This is a genomic window from Methylobacterium fujisawaense (assembly GCF_039619325.1).
GTDB lineage: Bacteria > Pseudomonadota > Alphaproteobacteria > Rhizobiales > Beijerinckiaceae > Methylobacterium > Methylobacterium fujisawaense.
The window spans coordinates 1-20483 of the sequence record NZ_CP155004.1; the positions used below are offsets into that span (position 1 = coordinate 1).

The following is a 20483-nucleotide window of genomic DNA, read 5'->3' on the forward strand; positions in this document are numbered from 1 at the left end:
GCTCCAAAAACACTGCCATTTATCGCTGAAGGTCACACGCTAGTCGCTCGAAACAACCCCGGTTGTGTCGGAAAAACGTGTCGGCTTTTCTATTGGCGGGCAAACGCCGGTTTGGCACGATCCCGACATGCGCGTCGGCTTCGCGCGCATCTCCGCCGTCGACCTGGTCCTTCCGCGCAGCCCTCAGCGGATCATCTCGACCACGACACCAGCTGCCTCGGCGATCGTCGACCAGCGCCGCTCCGCCGTAAGCGCTGGCCGACCTTCACGTTTGGCAAGGGCCAAGCAGTAGCGATCCCCGAGCGACAGACCACCCGCAACCGTGAGCGGACGCAGCATGCCGGCCTCGTACGACAGCGCGGCATCGACGGCGGCCCACCGGATCGGCAAGGGGCGCAACAGCGCTTCGATATCAGGGCGTGCAGCCCCGAGCTTGGCGTAGTGGCTGACTACTTCGGCCAGATTGACGATCGTCATGACAGACCCGTCGAGCCCGGCCTTCACCCGATCCGCTCCCGGCTCAGCCAGCAGCAGGGCAAGCAGCGCGGACGCGTCGAGGACGAAGCTCGTCATTCGGCCTCGGCCTCACGGGCCCGGTCGGCGAGGAAGTCCGCCACGGACGCGCCTGCCTTGTCGCCGATCAGCCTGCGGCTCAGAGCCTGTGCCCGGGCGACGACCTGATCGAGCGTCCGCAGCACGATGGCGTCGCCCAAATCCTCGACGATGACCTCGCCTCCGTGAATGAGGCCATGCCGCTTGCGGAGATCGGCCGGCAGGCTCACGCGCCCATCGGGCATCACCTTGGCTCTCATGGGACGCCTCTACTGTCTGCCATGCAAACCAATGTACGCCAAAAATACCAGTTCACGCCAGGGTAAGCGACTGACGTCATGGCGTCGCGATGCTGGATCACTCTGGACGTGTGGTGCCGCTTAGCTATGTCCGCAAGGGGATCGGTCAACGGACGCTCGGAAGATCCGCTCGCAAAGGATCAATCCGTCTGCGCGGACGCTGTCTCAATAGGTTGGTACGATAAAAATTGCGGTGAGGGGACCCTGTACGTTACAGTCCCGCTCATGACGCATGTGCTGATCGGCTATGCCCGCTGCTCGACCGACAAGCAGGACCTCGCTGCCCAGCGCCACGCGCTGTTCCAGCTCGGGGTGGCGACTGACCGCATCTACACTGACAAGGGCTTCACGGGGACGAACCGGGCACGCCCGGGCCTCGACCAAGCGCTGGCCGCGGTCCGGAGTGGCGATACCCTAGTAGTACCCAAGCTCGACCGGCTGGCCCGATCGGTGCCGGACGCGCGCGCGATTGGCGACGCGCTCGCGGAACGGGGTGTGAGGCTCCAGCTCGGCGCCAGCGTGCACGACCCGTCCGACCCGATGGGCAAGCTGTTCTTCAACATCCTGGCGACGTTTGCCGAGTTCGAGGCGGACCTGATCCGGCTGCGCACGCGCGAGGGCATGGCGATGGCACGCGCCAAGGGGAAGCTGCGGGGCAAGAAGCCTAAGCTCTCGGATCGCCAGCAGAAGGAGCTGCGCCGGATGTACGACACAGGCGACTACGCGATCAGCGACTTGGCCGAGCTGTTTTCAGTCTCACGGCCGACCGTCTACCGGACCCTGGAGCGCCAATCTACGATGCCTGCTGTCGTGGCGACCTAAGTGGACGCGGCACGGCGCCCGGCATTGGGTTCACACATCACCGGTTTCCCTCGATACAGAGCGACAGAGACGCCGAGGATCAATGCCAAATAACGATCAAGATAACACCAGAGGACCGCCCGAGGGCCTCCCACTACCTTGATGCGCTCTCAAATGCCGTCAACCTCGCAGGCGGCAGGTTTTCTACATCCTGAGCAATATGTGAGGCGATGGGCGACGCGCATCTGAAGAGGATACCTTGGTTAATACTTATATCTCTTCGAAGCTTATGTGAACTGAGCAAATCGTATCAATTTTACCGATTTACCAGCCGCTTCAGAAACACGATCCTTCTATTGCGACTGTCATCGTTCATATAGATCGGGTGCAAGGATCGTTATGTCTCCCATGGACAAGGACGCGCTGCTGAGAGCGCTTTTCAAGGACTTGCTTATCGTCAATACAGAGATTCACCCCGACGTGCGGCAGGCCGAGGCCCGCTGGGCGTCCGAGCTTGGTCTTGTGCGCCCGAACTATAACGTGGTGTCGGCACGTCCCGGCCAGGATCTGAGCGGCTTTGGGGCCATCTGGACAGAGGCCGACGAAATGCTCTTTCGGACGCGGGGCGTAGTCGTGCTCAAGCCGCAGGTGCAGGGTCATGCCTGAACAGACAATGCCGGCGAGGACCGGGCGCGACATCATCCTCATCGACGACGCACGCCATCCTCAGTGGGTCGCTGCGGCAAACGCTTTCGCCCGGCGGATGGGCTCGACGACCTACACCGTACTCCAGGTTCACCAGCCCGACACGCGCTGGTTCGAGAACAACCGGCTTGCGGTGCCGCAACCTGAGCAACTGGAGGCCTTTGCAAGAGACGGGATCGTGCTGCTGCCCACGTGGCATCAGGTTCAGATGTTGGCCTACAATCCGAATTCTTTCGCCAGCATCGCAGTCACGACATGTATCAACGAGGCGGTGTCACGCTACGCGGGTCGTCAGGTCCGCCTCGCGCAGTTGGGAGGATCCGAGACGGATCTCACCGAGCAGCGCAAGTTGGCCACACGTGTGCTCCACGCGTTCGACGCCCTCGATGCTGATGGTCTTGCCGCACTGTGCGAGGCGGCCTTTCTGAACGATCCGGAGGTCGCATCGATGCATCTAAGATTTGATGATCTCAGGACTCGTCATCGTCCCATGTGGCTAGAACAACTCAATGCTGCCTGGCTGAAAGAAAAAATAAGTCTCGAAAAATTAGCCTCTCTAGATTATAGATAATTTCTTCCAAGCTTTTTGGTCCGCGAGGACATGCCGTCGTCGAACTTCAAGTGAGACAGAGGGGCAAGCTGTGCTTGCAGCGATGCTGCCTACTTTCCTCGTGACTGATCCGCAATGCGCCTGATCTTCTCAGCCTTCCTCGCGACCGTGCTCCTGGCCTACCCAGTCGCCGGTTTGATCCAGAACGGGCTCGACCCAGCGTATTGGCCCGCAGAGGTGACGCGCCCCGGTGCCTGGTTCGGGGCCCTATTCTCCCCGCATGCCGGTGACGCGCTCGCGATGCCGTACCTCATGCTGATCGGTCGCGCGCCCGAATTCGCGAATGGCGGCTGGTCGCTAGCCCCACTCATCGCCTTCTCGCCCCTCCTGATCCTGTTTGGCGCCGCGCTACTACGGCGCGCCAAGCCCGAACAGAAGCGGGACACCTCCGACCTGTTCGGCTCGGCCCGCTTCGCCACCGCGACCGAGCGCGGCCGCCTGCGCGGCGGGCTCGAACTCGGCCGCGACCCGGAGACCGGCCGTGCCGTGCGCCTCGCCGTGCAAGGCACGCTCGTCACCATCGCGCCGCCGCGCAAGGGCAAGACGTCGGGCTTGCTCATCCCCAATCTCGCCTTTCCCGAACCTCAGGGCTGGGGCGGACCCGCGGTCGTGTTCGATCCCAAGGGGGAGGTCTACCGCTCCGTCGCCGCACGGCGCCGGGCGCTCGGGCGCCGCGTCATCTGCCTCGACCCCATGGGTCTGGCCGGCGGCACCGACCACTGGAACCCGCTCCAGGGCCGCGACCCGGACGACGTCCTCTACCTTCAGAGCACCGCCCTGGCCCTTCTGCCCGAGGCCACCGGTGACGGCGAGGCCTCCGCCTACTTCCGCAATCGGGCCGTCGACCTGATCACCGGCGCGCTGTTGGTCGCCCTGCGCCAGCCGGAGGCGTGCACGGTCGTGGAGGTCCAGGATCTGCTCACCGACGAGGCCCGCTTCCATGGCCTCCTGCAACAGTACGTCACCCACTGGCCCGAGCCCGCGGCCTACGCCGCCATGGAGATCCTGCAGGCCGATCCGAAGACCAAGGACCCGATCAAATCCACCGCCCTACAGGCGTTCCAGTGGCTGGCCGACCGGCGCCTGCGCGACCTCGTCGGCGACTCGACCTTCCAGCTATCGGAGCTGTCCACCGGCGCCGTCGACCTGTTCGTGGCGGTGCCGACCGAGTACAAGGCGGTGCTAGCCCCGTTCCTGCGCTGGCTGCTGTCCGACCTTTTCGCTTCGGTGCGTCGCCACCGCCCGGCCGAGCGGTTGATGATCTTCGTCGACGAGGCCGCGGTGCTCGGCCGGTTCGACGCGCTGCTGACCGCGGCGGGCGAGTTGCCGGGCTACGGCGCCAGCCTGTGGACGATGTGGCAGGATCGCGCCCAGCTCGTCGGGCTCTACGGCGAGGCCGGGGCTGACGTGCTGCTCAACACCGCCGAGGTCGTCACCGTCTTCGACGTCCCGGCCGTCGATCCGGACGAGACCGAGCGCTGGTCGCGGGCGATCGGCGACTACACCGCCTTCGTCGAGACCCGGACGGCCCCGACCGGCGACGCCAAGGGCAGCCCGTCCACGACCCGGGCCTCGCAGGGCGCGCGCTTGATGACCAAGGAGGCGCTGATCGCGATGCCGGGCGACGAGCTCCTGGTGTTTCCCAACAGCGGCGGCCAGACCCGCCATCCGCTGCGCCTGAAGAAGACGGTCGCGCACACCGACCCGCGCTTTCGCAAGCTGATCACCGCCGTGCCGCCGGTCGGCCGGGCGCGCTGAGCCGGGGACGCCGCCACGCAGGCGCGAGCGCCAGCCGGACGCGCCTCGGTCGAGGGTGGAAAACGCGGCCGCCGCGGTTGGCAGGGCGGATCCACCCAGCGGCGCCGGACCGCCGGAACGCCACATGCCCGAGGTGAGCCGCAACCGATCGAGGGATACGGACCTCAGCGTGAGGCCGGTCCGGAGCGGGTCCGCAGCCAATCAGATGGCACACGCGTCGCGGCATAGCCCTCACCAGGGCGCCAGTCGCGCAGCTCGGCCATGCCGTCGGCGTCCCGCATCAGCGCGTAGGCGCGGCCCGCCACGAGGCGATCCCCGGCGGGTCGCCCGTCCGGCATGACCCAGGCGATGGCCACATCCCGGTCGCTCCGAACCTCGACCCAGGAGATCGGCGTGCGGCGATAGGCTAGGAGCAGCGCGAGCAGGAGACAGAGCGCGAGCAGGGCGTCACGGGTGAGCCGGCGTACGCGGAACGGCAGGCGCCCGCGCCAGACCGCGATGCGGCTGGCGTGGCCAGGAGCGGGCCGGGCGCCCGGCCCCACAGCGTCGGACCGGTCACGGATGGAGAGCAGGAGCTCGCGCCGATGTTCGGGCAGGAGCTGTACTGCGCCCTCTTCCAACGCCGCAAACCGCTCGTGGATCGGGCGCGTCTTCAGCCGGGTGAGCGCGGCGCGGCTGTCCCGCTCGAACCCGGCCGCAGCCTCGCGCGCGGCGCGATCAGCCCGCGTGAGGCGGGCGTGCACGTCCTCAGGCGTTGCGGGCACGCTTGCTCCCCCCTGCCGGCGTACCGGCCCGAGCCGGAACCGGCGCTTCTTCGACCAGCCAGAGGGCTGCCGGCTTGACCGCCTCCATCACGGCGAGGCGGAACGCGGTCAGATCGCGCAGCATCCGTCCGGCCTGCGCCTGCGAGGTCTGCTTGACCAAGCCCGCCCGGTCGAGCCGACTGACGCCGCGCAGCTGACCTGCCGCCAGCACCTCGCGCGTCCTGTCCTCCAGCTCGAATTGGCGCAGGTGCGTGACCACCGCGTCGCCGGCTACCCGCTTGAGCAGGGCCGGATCGACGGCGCCCCGCACCGCGTTGGCCACGACGAAGCGGGCGCCCGCCCAGTCCTTGGCCGCGTGCAGCAGCGCGCCGCCGTCGGCGAGCGCGCCGGCCTCGGCGGCGACCACCACCACGAGCCCGAGCTCGATCCCGGCCTCGCGCAGCGCCGGTGCCTCGTGCGTCAGGACCCCCAGCAGAGACGCCGAGGTGTTGGCGCCGATGTCCACCAGCGTGGGGGTCGCGACCTCGAAGAGCGCGTTGATCACGTCGTCGAACTCGGCACGCGCCGCCTTGCCGCCGCTGGCGTCGATCGCCTCGCGCGAGGCGCGCATGAGGAAGTGCTGCACGCTGCCCGGCTCATTCGCGGCCGTCGCGGCCTTGAACTCGGTCAGACGGTGCACCGACTCGATCTCCAGGATCGGGGCATCCGGCACCGCCTCGGCGAGGCCGCGGGTCACAGTTGACTTGCCGACGCCGCCGGTTTCCTGGGCGACGAGGAGGACGCGGGGCATGAGGTCAGTCCTTCTTGAACAGGTGGGCGTGCCGCTCGGCCTGCATCTGGCGGATCTCCGCCTCGGTGAGCGGTGCGTCTGTAGGCGCGGGGTCCGGTGTATCGCTGCCCGAGCGCAGCTCCGGGGCGAGCCGTGTCGGCCGTGACCTGGAACCGGTCGAGGCCGCGGGCGACGGTGCGGGATCCGCGCGGTCGGGGCGAGCCGCCCGCGCCGCCGTCCTGGAGGCGCGGGCGGCGGCCTGCCGGCGCACGCTGGAGATGACGCCGGTGAGGTTGCGCCCGGTGATCGGCTCGCCGGCGGCGGTGGTGAAGCCCTGCGCCGTGAGCCCGGCCGCGACCGCGTCCCAGGTCAAGCCGCCGGCCTGGAGGGCGACCAGAGCGTCGAGGTGGTCGCGCACGATGTCCATCAAGCCCGTGGCGGGCCGACCACCCGGCGCACCGGCCTTGCGGCGGCTGTCGGGGGTGGCGGCGGCGTCGCGGGCGAGGCGGCGTAGGTCGAGGCGGGGGCGCTGGGCCATGGCGACGCCCTAGCAAGGCGGGGCTTGCCAGGGCGTGCAGCCGATCGCGCGAATGCCGGGGGCGACGGCAAGCCGACGTTAAGGTCCGGCAGCGGACGGCAGGCTACGGCTGAGGACGGCAGCGATACGGTAGCGTGTACGGCAAGGGGAGGGGTATCACACCACACGCACTGAAGTGGTGAAGCGTTAACCGCGCGGCCATGCGAGCCTCGCCAGGCCGTCGCGACCGTGCCAGGGCTGCCGTCCGGATCCGCACGCAGCAGGTACGCCGATGGCCGATCAGGTCAAGCTCACGATCACGCTGGAGGCATCCCTCGCCGCCCGGTTGAGCGCCGCCGCGGCCGAGCGCGGCTGGGCCTCCGAGAGCCTGGCGGCCGACTGCGTCGCTCAAGCCCTGGAGGTGGCGATCCGCCACCGTGTCCTGATCGAGCGCATGGAACAGGTCGACGCCGCGATCCTCGACATGGCACAGGCCGTCGGTGAGCTCGGGGCCCCGTCGACCGGCATCGACCTGTCCCAGATCTGCCGCTATCGCAAGGGCACTGGCGGCCCGGATCTGGCCTGATGACCGCCTCGCTGCACCGCCTCGGCGCCGGGGCCGAGGCCGGGCTATACTACACCAATGACAGCGAGCGCGAAGCCAGGCCGGACCGGCGCGACGAGTACTACCTCGCGGACCGCGGCGGGGTGTGGTGGAGCAGCGGTGAGAGCGTCGTGCGCCACGGCGCGGCGATCGACGCGAGCTCGTTCCGCGACCTGTGCGCGGGGTTCCATCCCGGAACCGGCAAGCCGCTGGTCCGCGGCGCCGGTCCAGGCCACTGGGCCGGACAGGATTGCACCCTGACCCCCGGGAAATCCGTCTCCGTCCTCTGGATGGCCGGCACGCCCGAGCAGCGCGCCGCGATCGAGGCCGCCCACCGCGCCGCCGTCGAGCGGGCGCTCGCCTTCGTGGCGGCGGAGGGACTGGTCACCGTCCGAACCGGTGCGGGCGGCGTCGAACGGCACCGGCCGAGTGACATCATCGTCGGCCGCTTCGATCATTACACGACCCGAGAAGGCGATCCAAATATCCATACGCACTGTGTCTTCATCAACGCTGCCGGTGCGCCGCCTAAATCTGGATCCGGACGTTACAAATCACAGACACATCTGACCATCGAGGTCGAACAACTCTACGCTTACCAGATTTGCGTGGGTGCCGCGTATCGCGCTGCCTTGGCCGAGGACCTGCATCGCCGTTTCGGCCTGCGCTACCGCGAGGCCGGGCGCGGGCAGTGGGAGATCGCCGGCCCGCCCGAGGCGGTGCTGGCGGCCTTCTCCAAACGCTCGGAGCAGATCCTCAACTACGCCGGGGCCGGCGCCACCAGCGCCCAGCGCGAGATCGCCGCGCTCGCCACGCGCCGCGGCAAGCACGAGCTGCCGACCGGCGCCGAGCTGGAGGCGCGCTGGCGCGAGGAGCTCGCCGTCTGCGCGCTCGATCCGTGGGATGCCGCGCGCCATCCCGAGCGCGACCCCGCCATCGCGATGGCCGCCGCGCGTGAGACGGAACGCGACCCCCCGTTCGATCAGCCCGAGATCCCCGGCGACAGCCCGGTCACGCGCGCCGCCTCGGCGTTGTTTCGGCACGAGAGTGTGGTGACGCGCAAGGACCTGCTCCAGCGCGCTCTGGAGCTCGCTGGCGTGCAGGGACTCGGGGTCGATGCCGTGGAGGCGGAGCTCGCCCGCCTGGAGCGGGACGGCACGCTGCTGCCACTGAGCGCCGCCGAGAGGGTGCCGGGCGCCCACGCGTGCTGGACCAGCCCGGGCATCGCCGCCTGCGAGGCCGCGATGCTGCGCGCCGCCGACCGCCCGCTGGAGCGGATCTGGATCACCCCCGAGGCGGTCGAAGCGGCCCTTGCGCGGGCGGGCCATCTCAGCCCCGAACAGGGCGAGGCCGTGCGCCATGCTGCCGGTCCGGATGGGGTGTCTCTGCTCCAGGCCGGCGCGGGCACAGGTAAGACGACCACGGCCGCAGCCCTGGTGGCCGCGGCCCACGACTCTGGATTGCGCGTCGTCGGCTTGGCACCATCCTGGGTCGCCGCCGACGAGCTCGCGCGCTCCACCGGGATCCTGGCGCAGGCGATCGCGCGCTGGCGCCACGATCGGACTCGGGCGACGGATCCGGACCCCGCGCCTCACCCCGATCCCTCGCCGGCATTCGGCGCCGACACCCTGGTGCTGGTCGACGAGGCCGGGATGGTATCAACCCGTGACCTGGAAGCCGTGCTGAGCGCGGCGCAGGCGGCCGGGGCCAAAGTGGTGCTGATCGGCGACCGGCGTCAGCTCGCCTCGGTCGGGGGCGCCAGCGCGCTGCGGGCGGTCGCCGAGGTGGTCGGACGCTCGGCCGTGCTCGAACACGTCCGCCGGCAGACGGTGGATTGGCAGCGTGCCGCCTCGGTGGTGATGGCGCGCGGCGATGCCGAGGCGGGTCTGCGCGCCTACGCCGCCAACGACCGGGTCGAGCTGATCTCCGGAGCCGAGGCGGCTCACGCCCGGGTGATCGCGCTCTGGTCCGAGCAGCGCGTGGTCCATAAAGGCGACGCGCTGATTGTGACCCGGCGCAATGCCGATGCGGCGGCGCTGAACGCGCGGGCGCGGGCCGTGCTGCGGGCGGAAGGACAGCTCGGACCCGACGTAGTCGCGCTGCCGTCGCGCAACCGCGCCGATGAGGTCGTACCGCTGGCGCTCGCGATCGGCGACGTCCTGCGGTTCGGCGAGAGCCTGCCGCACTTGGGCCTGCGCAACGGCAACCGCGCCCGGGTTGAGGCGATCACCACCGATCCGGACGCGGGACCGCGCCTACGGCTGCGGCTGGAGGACGGGCGCGCGCTCGACACGGCCTGGGAGCAGCTGACGCGGGAGCCACGCTTCGGCCGCCGATCATCACAACCCAAGATCGTACACGCCTACGCAGGTACAACTTACGCGGCGCAGGGCCGAACCTGTTGCGCGGCGGTGGTGTACCTCGGGGCCAGCACGGACGCGCGCGAGGTGTATGTCGGGCTGACCCGCCACCGGCACGATGCGCGGGTGGTGGTCGAGCGCGACCGGCTCGACGCCCTGTGTCGGCAGCGGCAGGCGGATGCGCGCGTGCCGGCGACCGACACGCTGGTGCTGGAACGGCTGTTCCGGGAGGCACGGACCTACCGCGAGAAGGCCAACGTGGTCGACTACACCGCTGACCGGGTGGCGTTCGTGCGCGACGGGCTGCTCGGACTGACAGAGCGGGTCAGCCCGGGCGTCGACGTGCGCCGAGCGATCCGCGCGGCCCGGGCTCTGCGCGAGGCCGTGGCGTGGCTCGGGGTGGATTGCCTGATTGTGCCCGCTTGGCGCTTGGTCGACGCCTGCGGGCGCCGCCTGAGCCGCGCGTCGGCGCCGGTGACGCGCGCCCTGGTCATGCGGTTCGCCCGCCACCTCGGCCGCCCCAGCTCGGTGCCGCCGCGCGATCGCGACGTCGGTATCGAGCGATGAGCTCCATTCCTGTGGTCCGCGACCGATCCGGATCCGTGCCGCACTGATCCAGGCCGCCTGCGCTCAGGCGTAGGGTCCGCGGAACAGGTCGCCGAGCGCCTTGCGGCGAAACAGGGTCGTCCAGCGGCGTCGGCGGTGTTCGGGCCGATCGTGGATGATATGGCAGCGCTGGCAGAAGGCGGCGAGATTGGCATCGGCGTTGTTGGCGGTGTCGTGGTCGCGATGGGCCGCGGCCAGAACCACCCGGGTCCGGCGCACGGTCCTGAGGACGTCCACAGCACCGGGCTGGACGCGCACCCGCCGCCCGCGCCTGTCGCGCCAGGAGGCCGCGTCCGCATCCCACCATCGCCCGTCGCCGAGGTGGACTACCGTCCGCCCGTGCGGTCGCCCGCAGCCCTCGCAGCGTCCCTGAGCGCGCCCGAACCGGATTACGGCCGAGAGCTGGGGCCAGTCGATCGGGTAGAAGAAGCGGTGCTCGGGCCGGATCGGCATGGGGATCGGGATACGGGATCGAAGCGTGACCGTAGAGCGAGACGGGTCGTCCGCACAGGGGTCTGGGCGGGGATGGCATTCGGTCGGTGGGGGCCTGATGGGCTTGAGGCCGAAGAAGCCCTGCCCGTCTCCCGAGGAGAGGGCGGCGTTCGTTAGACCGCACGAGCTCAGACCCTCAGCGCATGGCTCGGCCCGTGCCACGACCCGCGCGGATTCGCGTGTGCCCGCTCCGGTCGAGGTCGACCGCTGCCCCCCGACAGCCCTTCGACGGTTCCGTTTTCCCCGATTCTGACAGGATGAGAACTCCAGTACTCGTGCGCTTCGCGGATTTGCACCCTCCCCCATCGCTCAGCGTGGCCCGGTGATCCTCAGCACCCGAGAGTTCTCTGCCCGGCTTGCGCGCCAGCCGCATCCACGCCTGCCACTCGGGCGAGACGATGCGCACGACGTTGGTGTCGTTCCTGAAGCCCGTCACCCGCCGCTCCTCGACGGTGACGAGCCCGAGTCTCTTGGCCTCGCGCAGGGCGTTGCGGACGGTAGTCTCGGCCACGCCCGCGATCGCCGCGAGCTGCCCCACGGCCAGTCGGCAATCGCCTCGTTTTGAGGTTTCCGTGGCCACCAGGGCCAGCACCGCCTGCTCGGCCAGGGTGAACTGGGCCGCTAACCCCGGCGGCAGCCTTCCCGAAGCCGCCCAGCGGCGGCGGCGCTCCAGCGAGGCCTCCGTGCGCGGGCGTGAGCCGACGGCCCTCCTGGGTGCTCCTGCGCCGTCCTGGAACGTGGGCGCGATTGCAGCCTCAGGGCTGGGTCGTAGACCCGCCGGTAGCCGACGAGCCGCGGGCGCGTCCGTGCGCGCCTCGATCAGCCCGGACAGGGTCTCGGCCTCGGTCTCCGTGACGTGCCCTTCGCCGTAAGCGCGCCAGAGCAGCGCCGTCACGGACGGAAGGGTGATTCGGTCAGCCGCCTCGATCGCGCAGCGGATTTTTTCGGCAAACACGTGTCTTGGCCCTTTTCCATAGGGCCACAGGGGGACGTTTGGCGGCGCAAGCTGTGCGCTCCGTTCAAGACAAGCCGATATCGTTGCCGGAACCGGGGTTCCGACTTGACGCCTGAGGGCGCTTTATGGCTTGTGAGGGATGCTGTTGTGCCTCACAGGCCATCTCGATTTCGAAGGCCTCACCCTTGCCGGGGTGGGGCCTTTGGCTTTTCAGGGTCCTACTGCGGCGATTGCTCTCCTGAATGGCTGGCTCACGACTCGCTTGGGCGAGCACGGCCATGACAGCCCATGTCGACCGGGCGGCACGGCTAAGTCAACGTTGCGGGTGGCTGATGACCTTTTTCCTGCCGTCCTGAACCACCCCATATTCCGGTAGGCACTTCTCCTTATTCGATGAACGTAGCGCGCGTGCCCCTCCGGCGAGGCGAGAGCACGCGGCCAGGCGGTGACCGCCGCGACGGTTTTGGCGGTGGCGCGCACCATCTCGGCCGAAAATTCGGCCCGGTTGAGCCGGGGAATAAGACTCGCTCGCTTTGTAGGACAAAACGGCCAAGGTTTAGTATTTAGTGGAAACCAATCAGCTGTCTGACAGCTGTCTGATACCCTCATACGAATACCGGGGAGGGCGCCTAGCGCCGTTCAGTCAGACATACGCCAGGATCCAGACAGCTTTCCGAAAGAGAATGGCTATCTGACAGCTTTCTGGTTATAAACAGGGTGTCGCCGGGTTAAGGTGGCTTTTACCGCAGAGCTGGAAGCTTCCCGGAACCGGATGGCTTTCCGACAGCTTCCCGGCACCTAACGGCTGCCCGGCAGCTTCCCGGTGCCTGACAGCTTCTAACGAGGTGTCTATGCCTGTCATCACGTTCTCATCGCCTAAGGGCGGTGCCGGCAAAACCACGGCTGCCTGCATCCTCGCCAGCATGCTGGCGGAGCAGGGAGCGACCGTAACCATCATCGACGCCGACCCCAATCAGTTCGTCCAAGAATGGGCGCAGCTGCCGGGCCTGCCCGCCACCCTTCAGGTCGTAGGCGGCGCGACGGAAGAGACGATCATGGACAAGATCGAGGAGGCGGCCAGCATGACCGCCTTCGTGATCGTGGATCTGGAGGGCTTGGCGAGCCTCATGGTCAGCCACGCAATCTCGATGTCCGACCTAGTTGTGATCCCCGTCCAAGGCTCGCAGTTCGACGCCTCGCAGGCTGCCCGTCAGATCGGGCTCATCAAGCGGACGGAGAAGCGCGGGGGGAGGGCCATTCCCTACACGGTGCTGATCACGCGCACGAATCCCGCGATCATGCCCCACACCCTCAAGCACATCTTGCAGAGCTTCGACGAGCGCGCGATCCCGGTCCTGAAAACCCGCTTGTGCGACCGTGAGGCCTACCGTGCCATGTTCTCCTATGGTGGCACGCTGCAGGGCCTAGCAGGGAAGGGGGTCGCCAACACGACCGTGGCGATCAACAACGCGGCCGAGTACGCCGCGGAGATTGTGCAGCGCCTGCGCGACAAGCGCGAGCAGGCCAAGGAGGTTGCGTGATGCCCGGCCAGCCCAAGCCTGAACGCACCGATCCGCTCGGCAAGCTCGACCTCGGTGGACTGGACGACTTCAAGCCCACGCCACGCGCTGCCCAGCAGCCGAAGCCGCCGGTCGAGGCAATTCGTGCCGTCTCCGAAGCGGAAGGTTTCCCCAGCCGCGAGTCCGCCCCACGCGAGAAGGCGAAGCCGGCATTGGCCAAGGTCGAACAGCGCCGCTACCGCACCGGCCGCAACAAACAGCTCAGCCTCAAGGTGACGGAAGAGACCGCCCAGCGCTTCACCCGCCTAGCCGACGAACACCGCTTGGTGCTTGGCGAGCTGCTGGAAAGAGCGCTTGAAGCCTACGAGGCCGCCCACAAAAGGAAATGACCTTCTCAAAAGCCTATCGGGCACCGAATAGGAAGCCAAAAGAAACCAGACAGCTGCCAGGAAGACCCACGGCGCCTCCCACACAGGGCACAATCAAGGTCTGGAAGGCCAAGCCAAGCTGGTTCGTTGTCATGCGCATAAGGGCAGCTTACGGAGCGTTGAGCTCTCAAGCGTGAGATCGTGGTGATGGCCAAACGAGCATGGCCAATTTCGCCACCTGCTGGAGCTTCGCGCGGCTCCCGCCGTCGCGCGCCAGGGTGGACAGTCCCTGGATCGCCGTTATGACGAAAGCTGCCAGCGCCGTCGGATCCGCCGTGCCCGGGACGTCTCCCGCGTCGATGCCGGCGGCGATCTTGTCGCGCAACGCGGCTTCGATCTCCCGACGGATCGCGGCCAATTCCTCTTTGACATCCTCAGCCTCGGCCGAGACCGCGATCGCCGAGCTGGCCAGCAGGCACCCCGCCGGCGTGTCCGTGCGGGTGAACGCCATCGCTGCGCCGTTAATCAGCGTGCGCGCGGCTGCCTCGGCGGTGGGTGCCTCCGCGATCACGTCAATGGGCGACTGCGGCTGCGCCAATTAGCGCCGGACCGCAGATCGGAACAGCCCCTTCTTGTCGCCGTAGGCGACGTAGATGCTCGGCGGTGTAACCCCCATCGCCCGCGTAAGCTCGGCAAGGGAGGTGGCCTCATAGCCGTAGCGCCAGAACAGCAGCATGGCCGGGAGCAGGGCAGCATCTGGGTCGAATGAAAGCGGGCGGCCGGTCTTGCGCCTGGATGTTGGGTCGATTGGTTTCATATCAAACAATACGAAAATTTAAGCAATGTAGCTGACCGACAACCGCACCTTGGGCCGCTCTGACCTCGCCGTGAGCCCCCTCGCGCTGAGCACGATGACCTTCGGCACTGCGCCTTGGGGCTCGAACGAGGCAGACAGCCGGGCGGTGTTCGACGCCTACGTGGACGCGGGTGGCAACTTCGTCGACACTGCCGATGTCTATGTGTGAAAGAGCCTCAAAGGCTGACCGCTCTCTCAGGTCACTTTAAGTCATTGCTCTTAAATTAAAATTTGTACCGAAGGTGGGGCACGATCGTGCCCCACCTTCGGTACAAATTTCTTAGCTTCCATAATGGATTACATCTGCTTTGCGCGGCTTCATCCTTCGACGCCTATCTACACCACAGTCAACTTCAGTTAGATGTCGACTTCCAAAACTCTTGGCGGGGAGCATCTGAACAGTGACGCCAACCTCGTAAGGAAGACCCCGGAGGAGCGCAACCGCGTCCTGACAACTCTCTTAATACATCTCGCTGAGGCAATGATACATGAAATTATTTAATTGATATTGAGTGTTTTTTGAACAACGATGCCTCTTGGAGTTATTATTCAAATTACAAAATACTTACGTCATTTAAGTCAAGTACGAATGAATGATCTCGATCAATTCCTCGCCGGCGTCCTCGCGCGTCTCCTCGGGCAAGTTGGCCTGCGGGATCAGATACTCACGGACATGTTCCTCCAGAACCTCGGCCATCAGACCATTGATCGCACCCCGTGCGGCGGTGATGCGCTGCAGAAGATCGGAGCAGCTCGACTCGCCCTGCAAGGCGCGCTCGATGGCGTCGACCTGACCGCGCAGGCGCCGCACCCGGTTCACCAACCCGCGCTTGTCCCGCAGTACGTGCGTGTCACTCCGAGCCTGTGATCCCGCGTCGACACTGTCATCCCGTCTCGCCATCGAATTCGTCCGACCTGCCAGTTTTAGAACTTTTCCAAAGAACCCGGCTTGACAGCCGTCAGCCTCGTCACCATACCCGGTCAGGTATCCGGCCGTGCGCCGGGTCCGATGTCAACGCCTCGGGACCGATGAACCCTCGATCTAGACCCTCATCCTCCATCGGTGAAGGCCGCGCACCGTCCGGTGCGGGCTCGCGCCGGCGGGGGATGGTCGACCCGCGCGGAGCGGAGCGCCATCATCTGACGGTCTGAGCCGGCAAGACCTCGTCTCGCCAGCTTCGTCAGCTGGCGCTCAAACCTCCTCTCGGGTCGCATCCGCAACCACCCGACGAACAGGAGGTGACCATGGCTTTCGTCCACGCCCTCGCGCCCGCGCTGCCCTACGCGCTGCGGTCCGGGCTCTTCCCTCAGCGGCGCAGCGGCGCCAGCCCGGCCGCTCCCACATCGACGCGTCCCGTCACCGGTGACACGTTGGCACCGGCCAAGTGGGCGGGCGATCACGTCGTCGCCGTCTGGCGACGCGACGAAGCGGATCGTCTCGTCTGCGCCTGGCAACTCGCACCCCGCTGATCCGACAAGCCGCCGATACCCGCTGAGGTATCGGCGGCTCCGCGCTGTGAAAGCACCATGACAGGCCGATCTTCATCCACTGTGGAGCCTCCCAGTCGCGCGCGCGACCGACGGATCTCCCACACCCGCCCCGGCTCGGATCGCGAGCACGGCGTCATCTGGCGCGACAACCTCTCCTCGCGAGCGGCCTGAACCGCACCGGAATGCCTTGCCCGAGCCCAGCCGGTCGCACGCGACCCAAGCTCGGAGTCATCATGCATGGTTTCTCTCGTCCGCGATCCCCTGCCGCCGCGTCGCGGCGTGCCGTCCTTTGCGGCGGCGGATGACGATGCCGACCCGGGAGGCCGGCTTGCTCCGTCCTGTCCCGGCGCGCCCGAGGGTGTCCGCGCGACAGGGCCCGATGAGATCGCCAGGCTCTACGCCGCGCTCGATCTGGTCTCCCCGCAGACCAATCCGCGCACGGCGCGACTGCTCGCGGCCGGCGCCAAGCGCATGGCGCAGAAGCTGATCGAGGAGGCGGGCGAGGTCGCACTCGAGGCGTCGCGCCAGCACGCTCGCGCCACCGTGCGCGAGAGCGCCGATCTGCTCTACCACCTCGTCGTGCTCTGGCGCGAGTGCGGCATCGCCCCGGACGAGATCTGGGCCGAGATGTACCGGCGTGCCGAGCGCTTCGGCATCGCCGAGAAGCTGCCCAAGGGCAGCTCTGAAGCGGGCGGCGTTCGCGCCGCCGACGATTTCACCTGATCCTCGGCGTCGGACGACACCTATGACCGCTCACACCTCGGCGCTCGACGCGTCCAGCCTTCCCGCCACGGCCGTCTTGGACGAGGCCCATCGCGGCGACATTCGCGGCGCGCTCGGCACCATCGCCGAGGGCGATCACGCACCCCGGATCGGCTGGGGGGCGCGCCTCAAGACGCTCCTGGCGATCCTCGGTCCCGGGCTCATCGTCATGGTCGGCGACAACGATGCCGGCGCCTTCGGCACCTACACCCAGGCCGGCCAGAACTACGGCACGGCGCTGCTGTGGACGCTGGCGCTGCTGATCCCGGTCCTGTTCGTAAACCAGGAGATGGTGCTGCGCCTCGGCGCGGTCACGGGCGTCGGGCACGCCCGCCTCATCCTAGAGCGGTTCGGCGGGTTCTGGGGCGCGTTCAGCGTCATCGACCTGTTCCTCCTCAACGCCCTGACGCTCGTCACCGAGTTCATCGGCATCAGCCTCGGCCTCGATTATCTCGGTGTGCCAAAGCTCTGGGGCGTGCTCGCAGCTGCAATCCTCGTGATCGCGGCCGCGAGCACCGGCGACTTCCGCCGCTTCGAACGCTTCGCGCTGGCGCTCGTCGCCGGCAGCCTCCTGCTCGTGCCCGTGGTGCTGATCGTGCACCCGCCGGTAGGCCAGATCGCCCGGGACTTCCTCGTGCCGCGGCTCCCCGCGGGCGCCAAGCTCTCGGAGGTGATGCTGCTGATCATCGCCATCGTCGGCACCACGGTGGCGCCCTGGCAGCTGTTCTTCCAGCAGAGCTACGTCATCGACAAGCGGATCACGCCGCGCTTCATGCGCTACGAGAAGGTCGATCTCTGCCTCGGCATCGTGCTCGTCATCGTCGGCGCGGTAGCGATGATGGCCTTCTGCGCCGCGACCTTCGCCGGAAGGCCCGAGTTCGGCAATTTCGGTGACGCGGGCGGGGTCGCAGCCGGGCTGGAGCGGTATGTCGGCCCGGTGCCGGCGGTGCTGTTCGCGCTCGCGCTCATCGACGCCAGCATCATCGGTGCGGCCGCCGTGTCGCTGGCTACCGCCTACGCCATCGGCGACGTCCTCGCCCTGCGGCACTCGCTGCATCGCAAACCCGGCGAGGCCAAGGGCTTCTTCCTGGTCTACTCCGGACTGATTGCACTGGCCGCAGGGTTGGTGCTGACGCCCGGCACGCCGCTCGGCCTGCTCACCAACGCCGTGCAGACGCTGGCCGGCGTGCTCCTGCCCAGCGCCAGCGTGTTCCTGCTCCTGCTGTGCAACGACAGGGCCGTGCTCGGGCCGTGGGTGAACGGGCGCGCGATGAACCTGTTCACCGGCGCGGTGATCTCCGTGCTTGTGATGCTCTCGCTGATCCTGACCGCGTCCGTCCTGTTCCCGGACGCCACGAACGAGACCGTCATCGTCGGCGTGCTCGTCGGCGGCAGCCTCGTCGCGCTGGTCACCGCGGGCGCGCTCGCGCTCCTGCGTCGGCGCACGTGCGCCGACGGGTTGGCCGTCGATCCCGCGGCCGGCGACCGGGCAACCTTGCCGCGCGAGCGCTGGCGGATGCCGCCGCTGGATCAGCTCCCGCTCGCCAAGCTGTCGCTGCCGGCGCGCGTGTGGATGGTGGTGCTGCGCGCCTACCTCGTCGTCGCTGGCGGCCTCGTCCTGATGCGCATCGTCGGCCTCGCCCTCGGCGGCGAGGGCTAGACCGGTGCGGCGGCGCTTCATCCCGGCCGCCGTCCGAGCCGGCCTGCTCCGGTGGCTCAGGTCGGACCTGGCCGCGCTCCACCTCGGCCTGCACGACCCGGCTGTGTGGCGGCGCGCGGCGATCCTCGCGTGCCTGCGCGATCGCCGGCCGGATCTGCTGACGGCCGACTCGCAGGGTTCGGCTGCCCTCGCGGACCGGATCCTGAGTGACGCCCTGGGCGACTTCACTGCGGCCTCGAGCCGATGCGGACGGGCGCCATGACCGGCACGCTCACCCTCTTGCACATTGCGGGCGCCGTCGCGCTGCTCCTGTGGGGCACGCACATGGTCACGACCGGCCTCGCCCGCGGCTTCGGGCCGGAGCTGCGCGACCTGATCGGGCGCGGGCTCAAGGGCCGAGCACGCGCCTGTTTCGCGGGTCTGCTCGTCACGGCGGTGCTCCAGAGCAGCACCGCCACCGCGCTCATGGCGACCGCCTTCGCCGCGAGCGGCACCCTCGACCTCTCGGCCGGCCTCGCCCTCATGCTCGGCGCCAACGTCGGTACGGCGTTGATCGTGCAGGTGCTGTCCTTCGACGTGGCCGCGGCCGCCCCCATCCTGATCCTGTTCGGGTTCCTGTTGTTCCGCGCGCGCGCGGATCGGTCCAAACCGCGCAATCTCGGCCGGGCACTGATCGGCCTCGGCTTGATGCTGACGGCGCTCGCGTTGCTCGGACAGTGCCTCACCGCCGTCGAGGCCACGCCGATCCTACGCAGCCTCGTGGGGGCGCTTGCGGCCGAGCCGGTCCTGGCCGTCCTGGCGGCGGCGATGCTCGCCTGGGCGGCTCATTCCAGCGTGGCGGCGATCCTGTTCATCGTCTCGCTCGGGGGTGCAGGCGTGATCACCCTTGAGGGTGCCCTCGCCCTCGTGCTCGGCGCCAACCTCGGCGCGGCACTGCCGCCCTATCTTGAAGCAGCCGGTGCGCCGGCAGCGCGCCGGCTTCCCCTGGGCAACCTGCTCGTGCGAGCGGCCGGCTGCGCCGCCGCGCTGCCGCTCCTCGACCCGATCACCGCAGGTCTCGCCGAGTTCGGCGTCGCTGACCCCGCGCGCGGAGCCATGGCGTTCCACCTCGCGCTCAACCTCGCGCTCGCCATCCTCGTCCTACCCTGGACGGCCGCGCTTGGCCGCCTCACCACGCGTCTCTTGCCCGCGCCGATCATGCCTGAGAGCGCACGGCAAGACGCGCCGATCGCGGAACTCCCGCACCACCTCGACCTCACCGCCCTGGCGACCCCGAGCCTGGCCCTCGCCAACGCCGCCCTTGAAGCCCTGCACATGGCGGATCTGGCCGGCGCAGCCCTGCGCGATGCCCTTCAGGCGTTCCGCACCGGAGATCGGACCTTGGCCGGTGCAGCCGGGCGGCGGGACGCGGCCATCGACCGGATCGGGCTCGCGATCCGGCGTTACCTGGCCGACCTCGGCGGCGAGGAGGTCGGCACCGTCTCGGCGGATGCGCAGGCGCGAGCCCAGGAGATCCTGACCTTCGTGCTCAACCTCGAGCACGTCGGTGACATCATAGCCCATAACCTGGTCGCGTTCGCCAGCCGGCGGCTGAAACGGACCGGCGAGCCGTTCTCCGTCGAGGAACTCGCCGACATCGAACGGCTCCACGCCGAGGCGCTCACCAGCCTGCAGCTCGCGCTCGCTGCGTTCCTACGCGACGACCTCGACGCCGCGCGGTCGGTGGCCCGGCGCAAGGGTCTCCTGCGCGCGCTGGAGCGCGCGGCCATCGACCGGCACGTCGCGCGCCTGCGCGATGCGCCGCACGACGCCGATCCGGCCGCGATGGCGGAGGCGAATGCGCTGTTCCTGCGGACGCTGCGCGATCTGCGCCGGGTGCACTCGCACGTCGCCGCGCTGTGCGCGCCCCTGCTCGAACGGCGGCACGAGGCGGTGCTCGGCGGCGAGGACGAGACCATCTCGGCCGGCGGTCCGGGCGGCGACGGCGAGGATCCGGTTCAGGAGGCGTCGAGCCTCCGGCCGGCAGCTTGAGCG

General features: G+C 68.4%; 22 protein-coding genes and 1 pseudogene. 13 read left to right on the top strand and 10 right to left on the bottom strand.

Translation table 11 applies throughout. The annotated features are described in order from the left end of the window. Positions 1-183 precede the first annotated feature (183 nt). Positions 184-573 carry a PIN domain-containing protein gene (locus ABC766_RS32405; RefSeq protein ID WP_043388473.1) on the bottom strand — a complete coding sequence of 130 codons (390 nt, stop codon included), beginning with the start codon at positions 571-573 and terminating at the stop codon, positions 184-186. Beyond that, positions 570-812, bottom strand: coding sequence for an AbrB/MazE/SpoVT family DNA-binding domain-containing protein (locus ABC766_RS32410; RefSeq protein ID WP_043388476.1), 243 nt, complete (start codon positions 810-812; stop codon positions 570-572). The genes ABC766_RS32405 and ABC766_RS32410 overlap by 4 nt, the downstream gene beginning before the upstream one ends. A gap of 264 nt (positions 813-1076) precedes the next feature. Here ABC766_RS32410 and ABC766_RS32415 point away from each other — a divergent pair, with 264 nt between their 5' ends. The 4 genes from ABC766_RS32415 to ABC766_RS32430 all read left to right on the top strand — a co-directional run bounded on the left by ABC766_RS32415 (position 1077) and on the right by ABC766_RS32430 (position 4725). After that, positions 1077-1673: a recombinase family protein gene (locus tag ABC766_RS32415; protein WP_059409752.1), complete on the top strand. Its 597-nt coding sequence runs from the start codon at positions 1077-1079 to the stop codon at positions 1671-1673. A gap of 387 nt (positions 1674-2060) precedes the next feature. Then, on the top strand, positions 2061-2318 hold the full coding sequence (locus tag ABC766_RS32420) for a hypothetical protein (protein ID WP_043388532.1): 258 nt from the start codon (positions 2061-2063) through the stop codon (positions 2316-2318). Continuing rightward, the gene (locus tag ABC766_RS32425; RefSeq protein WP_133250946.1) at positions 2311-2928 is read left to right on the top strand and encodes a hypothetical protein; all 618 of its coding nucleotides are present in this window, start codon (positions 2311-2313) and stop codon (positions 2926-2928) included. The genes ABC766_RS32420 and ABC766_RS32425 overlap by 8 nt, the downstream gene beginning before the upstream one ends. A 114-nt stretch (positions 2929-3042) precedes the next feature. Further along, positions 3043-4725, top strand: coding sequence for a type IV secretory system conjugative DNA transfer family protein (locus ABC766_RS32430; RefSeq protein ID WP_059409751.1), 1683 nt, complete (start codon positions 3043-3045; stop codon positions 4723-4725). Positions 4726-4889: 164 nt separating this feature from the next. Here the strand turns inward: ABC766_RS32430 and ABC766_RS32435 are convergent, their stop codons facing one another. Genes ABC766_RS32435 through ABC766_RS32445 form a run of 3 tightly spaced genes read right to left on the bottom strand, consistent with a single transcriptional unit; the run spans position 4890 to position 6796 of the window. After that, positions 4890-5489 carry a hypothetical protein gene (locus tag ABC766_RS32435; protein WP_043388345.1) on the bottom strand — a complete coding sequence of 200 codons (600 nt, stop codon included), beginning with the start codon at positions 5487-5489 and terminating at the stop codon, positions 4890-4892. Then, positions 5473-6279, bottom strand: a complete 807-nt coding sequence (locus ABC766_RS32440) for a hypothetical protein (protein WP_043388347.1) — start codon at positions 6277-6279, stop codon at positions 5473-5475. Before ABC766_RS32440 ends, ABC766_RS32435 begins: the two co-directional genes overlap by 17 nt. A gap of 4 nt (positions 6280-6283) precedes the next feature. After that, positions 6284-6796, bottom strand: a complete 513-nt coding sequence (locus tag ABC766_RS32445; RefSeq protein WP_043388350.1) for a hypothetical protein — start codon at positions 6794-6796, stop codon at positions 6284-6286. 271 nt (positions 6797-7067) lie between these two features. On the opposite strand from ABC766_RS32445, the gene ABC766_RS32450 reads away from it, so the two are divergent. Both ABC766_RS32450 and mobF read left to right on the top strand, forming a co-directional pair. Further along, entirely contained in the window at positions 7068-7361 is a 294-nt protein-coding gene (locus ABC766_RS32450) for a hypothetical protein (RefSeq protein WP_043388352.1), read from the top strand. Then, positions 7361-10306 (top strand): MobF family relaxase, encoded by a 2946-nt coding sequence (gene mobF, locus ABC766_RS32455; RefSeq protein WP_345822935.1) that lies wholly within the window; start codon positions 7361-7363, stop codon positions 10304-10306. Before ABC766_RS32450 ends, mobF begins: the two co-directional genes overlap by 1 nt. A 63-nt stretch (positions 10307-10369) precedes the next feature. On the opposite strand, the gene ABC766_RS32460 is transcribed toward mobF, so the two are convergent. Both ABC766_RS32460 and ABC766_RS32465 read right to left on the bottom strand, forming a co-directional pair. Continuing rightward, on the bottom strand, positions 10370-10798 hold the full coding sequence (locus ABC766_RS32460; protein ID WP_053608552.1) for a hypothetical protein: 429 nt from the start codon (positions 10796-10798) through the stop codon (positions 10370-10372). 175 nt (positions 10799-10973) lie between these two features. Continuing rightward, entirely contained in the window at positions 10974-11792 is an 819-nt protein-coding gene (locus ABC766_RS32465) for a GntR family transcriptional regulator (protein WP_053622403.1), read from the bottom strand. A gap of 851 nt (positions 11793-12643) precedes the next feature. On the opposite strand from ABC766_RS32465, the gene ABC766_RS32470 reads away from it, so the two are divergent. Next, the gene (locus ABC766_RS32470) at positions 12644-13333 is read left to right on the top strand and encodes a ParA family protein (protein WP_043388460.1); all 690 of its coding nucleotides are present in this window, start codon (positions 12644-12646) and stop codon (positions 13331-13333) included. Next, positions 13333-13701 (top strand): hypothetical protein, encoded by a 369-nt coding sequence (locus tag ABC766_RS32475; protein ID WP_051976340.1) that lies wholly within the window; start codon positions 13333-13335, stop codon positions 13699-13701. The genes ABC766_RS32470 and ABC766_RS32475 overlap by 1 nt, the downstream gene beginning before the upstream one ends. Before the next feature lie 166 nt (positions 13702-13867). Here the strand turns inward: ABC766_RS32475 and ABC766_RS32480 are convergent, their stop codons facing one another. Next, positions 13868-14278, bottom strand: coding sequence for a TetR family transcriptional regulator C-terminal domain-containing protein (locus tag ABC766_RS32480; protein ID WP_238247135.1), 411 nt, complete (start codon positions 14276-14278; stop codon positions 13868-13870). Further along, complete coding sequence (locus tag ABC766_RS32485; RefSeq protein ID WP_306423994.1) at positions 14279-14497, bottom strand: TetR/AcrR family transcriptional regulator; 219 nt, start codon at positions 14495-14497, stop codon at positions 14279-14281. It lies immediately after the preceding gene. Positions 14498-14528: 31 nt separating this feature from the next. Here ABC766_RS32485 and ABC766_RS32490 point away from each other — a divergent pair. Continuing rightward, positions 14529-14699 (top strand): annotated as a pseudogene (locus ABC766_RS32490) (aldo/keto reductase); the annotation flags it as partial. A 411-nt stretch (positions 14700-15110) separates the two neighbouring features. Here the strand turns inward: ABC766_RS32490 and ABC766_RS32495 are convergent. Next, positions 15111-15437 carry a metal/formaldehyde-sensitive transcriptional repressor gene (locus tag ABC766_RS32495; RefSeq protein WP_053622404.1) on the bottom strand — a complete coding sequence of 109 codons (327 nt, stop codon included), beginning with the start codon at positions 15435-15437 and terminating at the stop codon, positions 15111-15113. Between the two features lie 344 nt (positions 15438-15781). Between ABC766_RS32495 and ABC766_RS32500 the strand changes: the two genes are divergently transcribed. The 4 genes from ABC766_RS32500 (at position 15782) to ABC766_RS32515 (ending at position 20480) form a co-directional block, all read left to right on the top strand. Beyond that, positions 15782-16006: a hypothetical protein gene (locus ABC766_RS32500; RefSeq protein WP_043388285.1), complete on the top strand. Its 225-nt coding sequence runs from the start codon at positions 15782-15784 to the stop codon at positions 16004-16006. Positions 16007-16264: 258 nt separating this feature from the next. Then, on the top strand, positions 16265-16750 hold the full coding sequence (hisE, locus tag ABC766_RS32505; RefSeq protein ID WP_051976331.1) for a phosphoribosyl-ATP diphosphatase: 486 nt from the start codon (positions 16265-16267) through the stop codon (positions 16748-16750). A 22-nt stretch (positions 16751-16772) separates the two neighbouring features. Next, complete coding sequence (locus tag ABC766_RS32510; RefSeq protein WP_043388287.1) at positions 16773-18449, top strand: NRAMP family divalent metal transporter; 1677 nt, start codon at positions 16773-16775, stop codon at positions 18447-18449. A 258-nt stretch (positions 18450-18707) separates the two neighbouring features. Continuing rightward, positions 18708-20480: a Na/Pi cotransporter family protein gene (locus tag ABC766_RS32515; RefSeq protein WP_043388296.1), complete on the top strand. Its 1773-nt coding sequence runs from the start codon at positions 18708-18710 to the stop codon at positions 20478-20480. Positions 20481-20483: the final 3 nt, after the last annotated feature.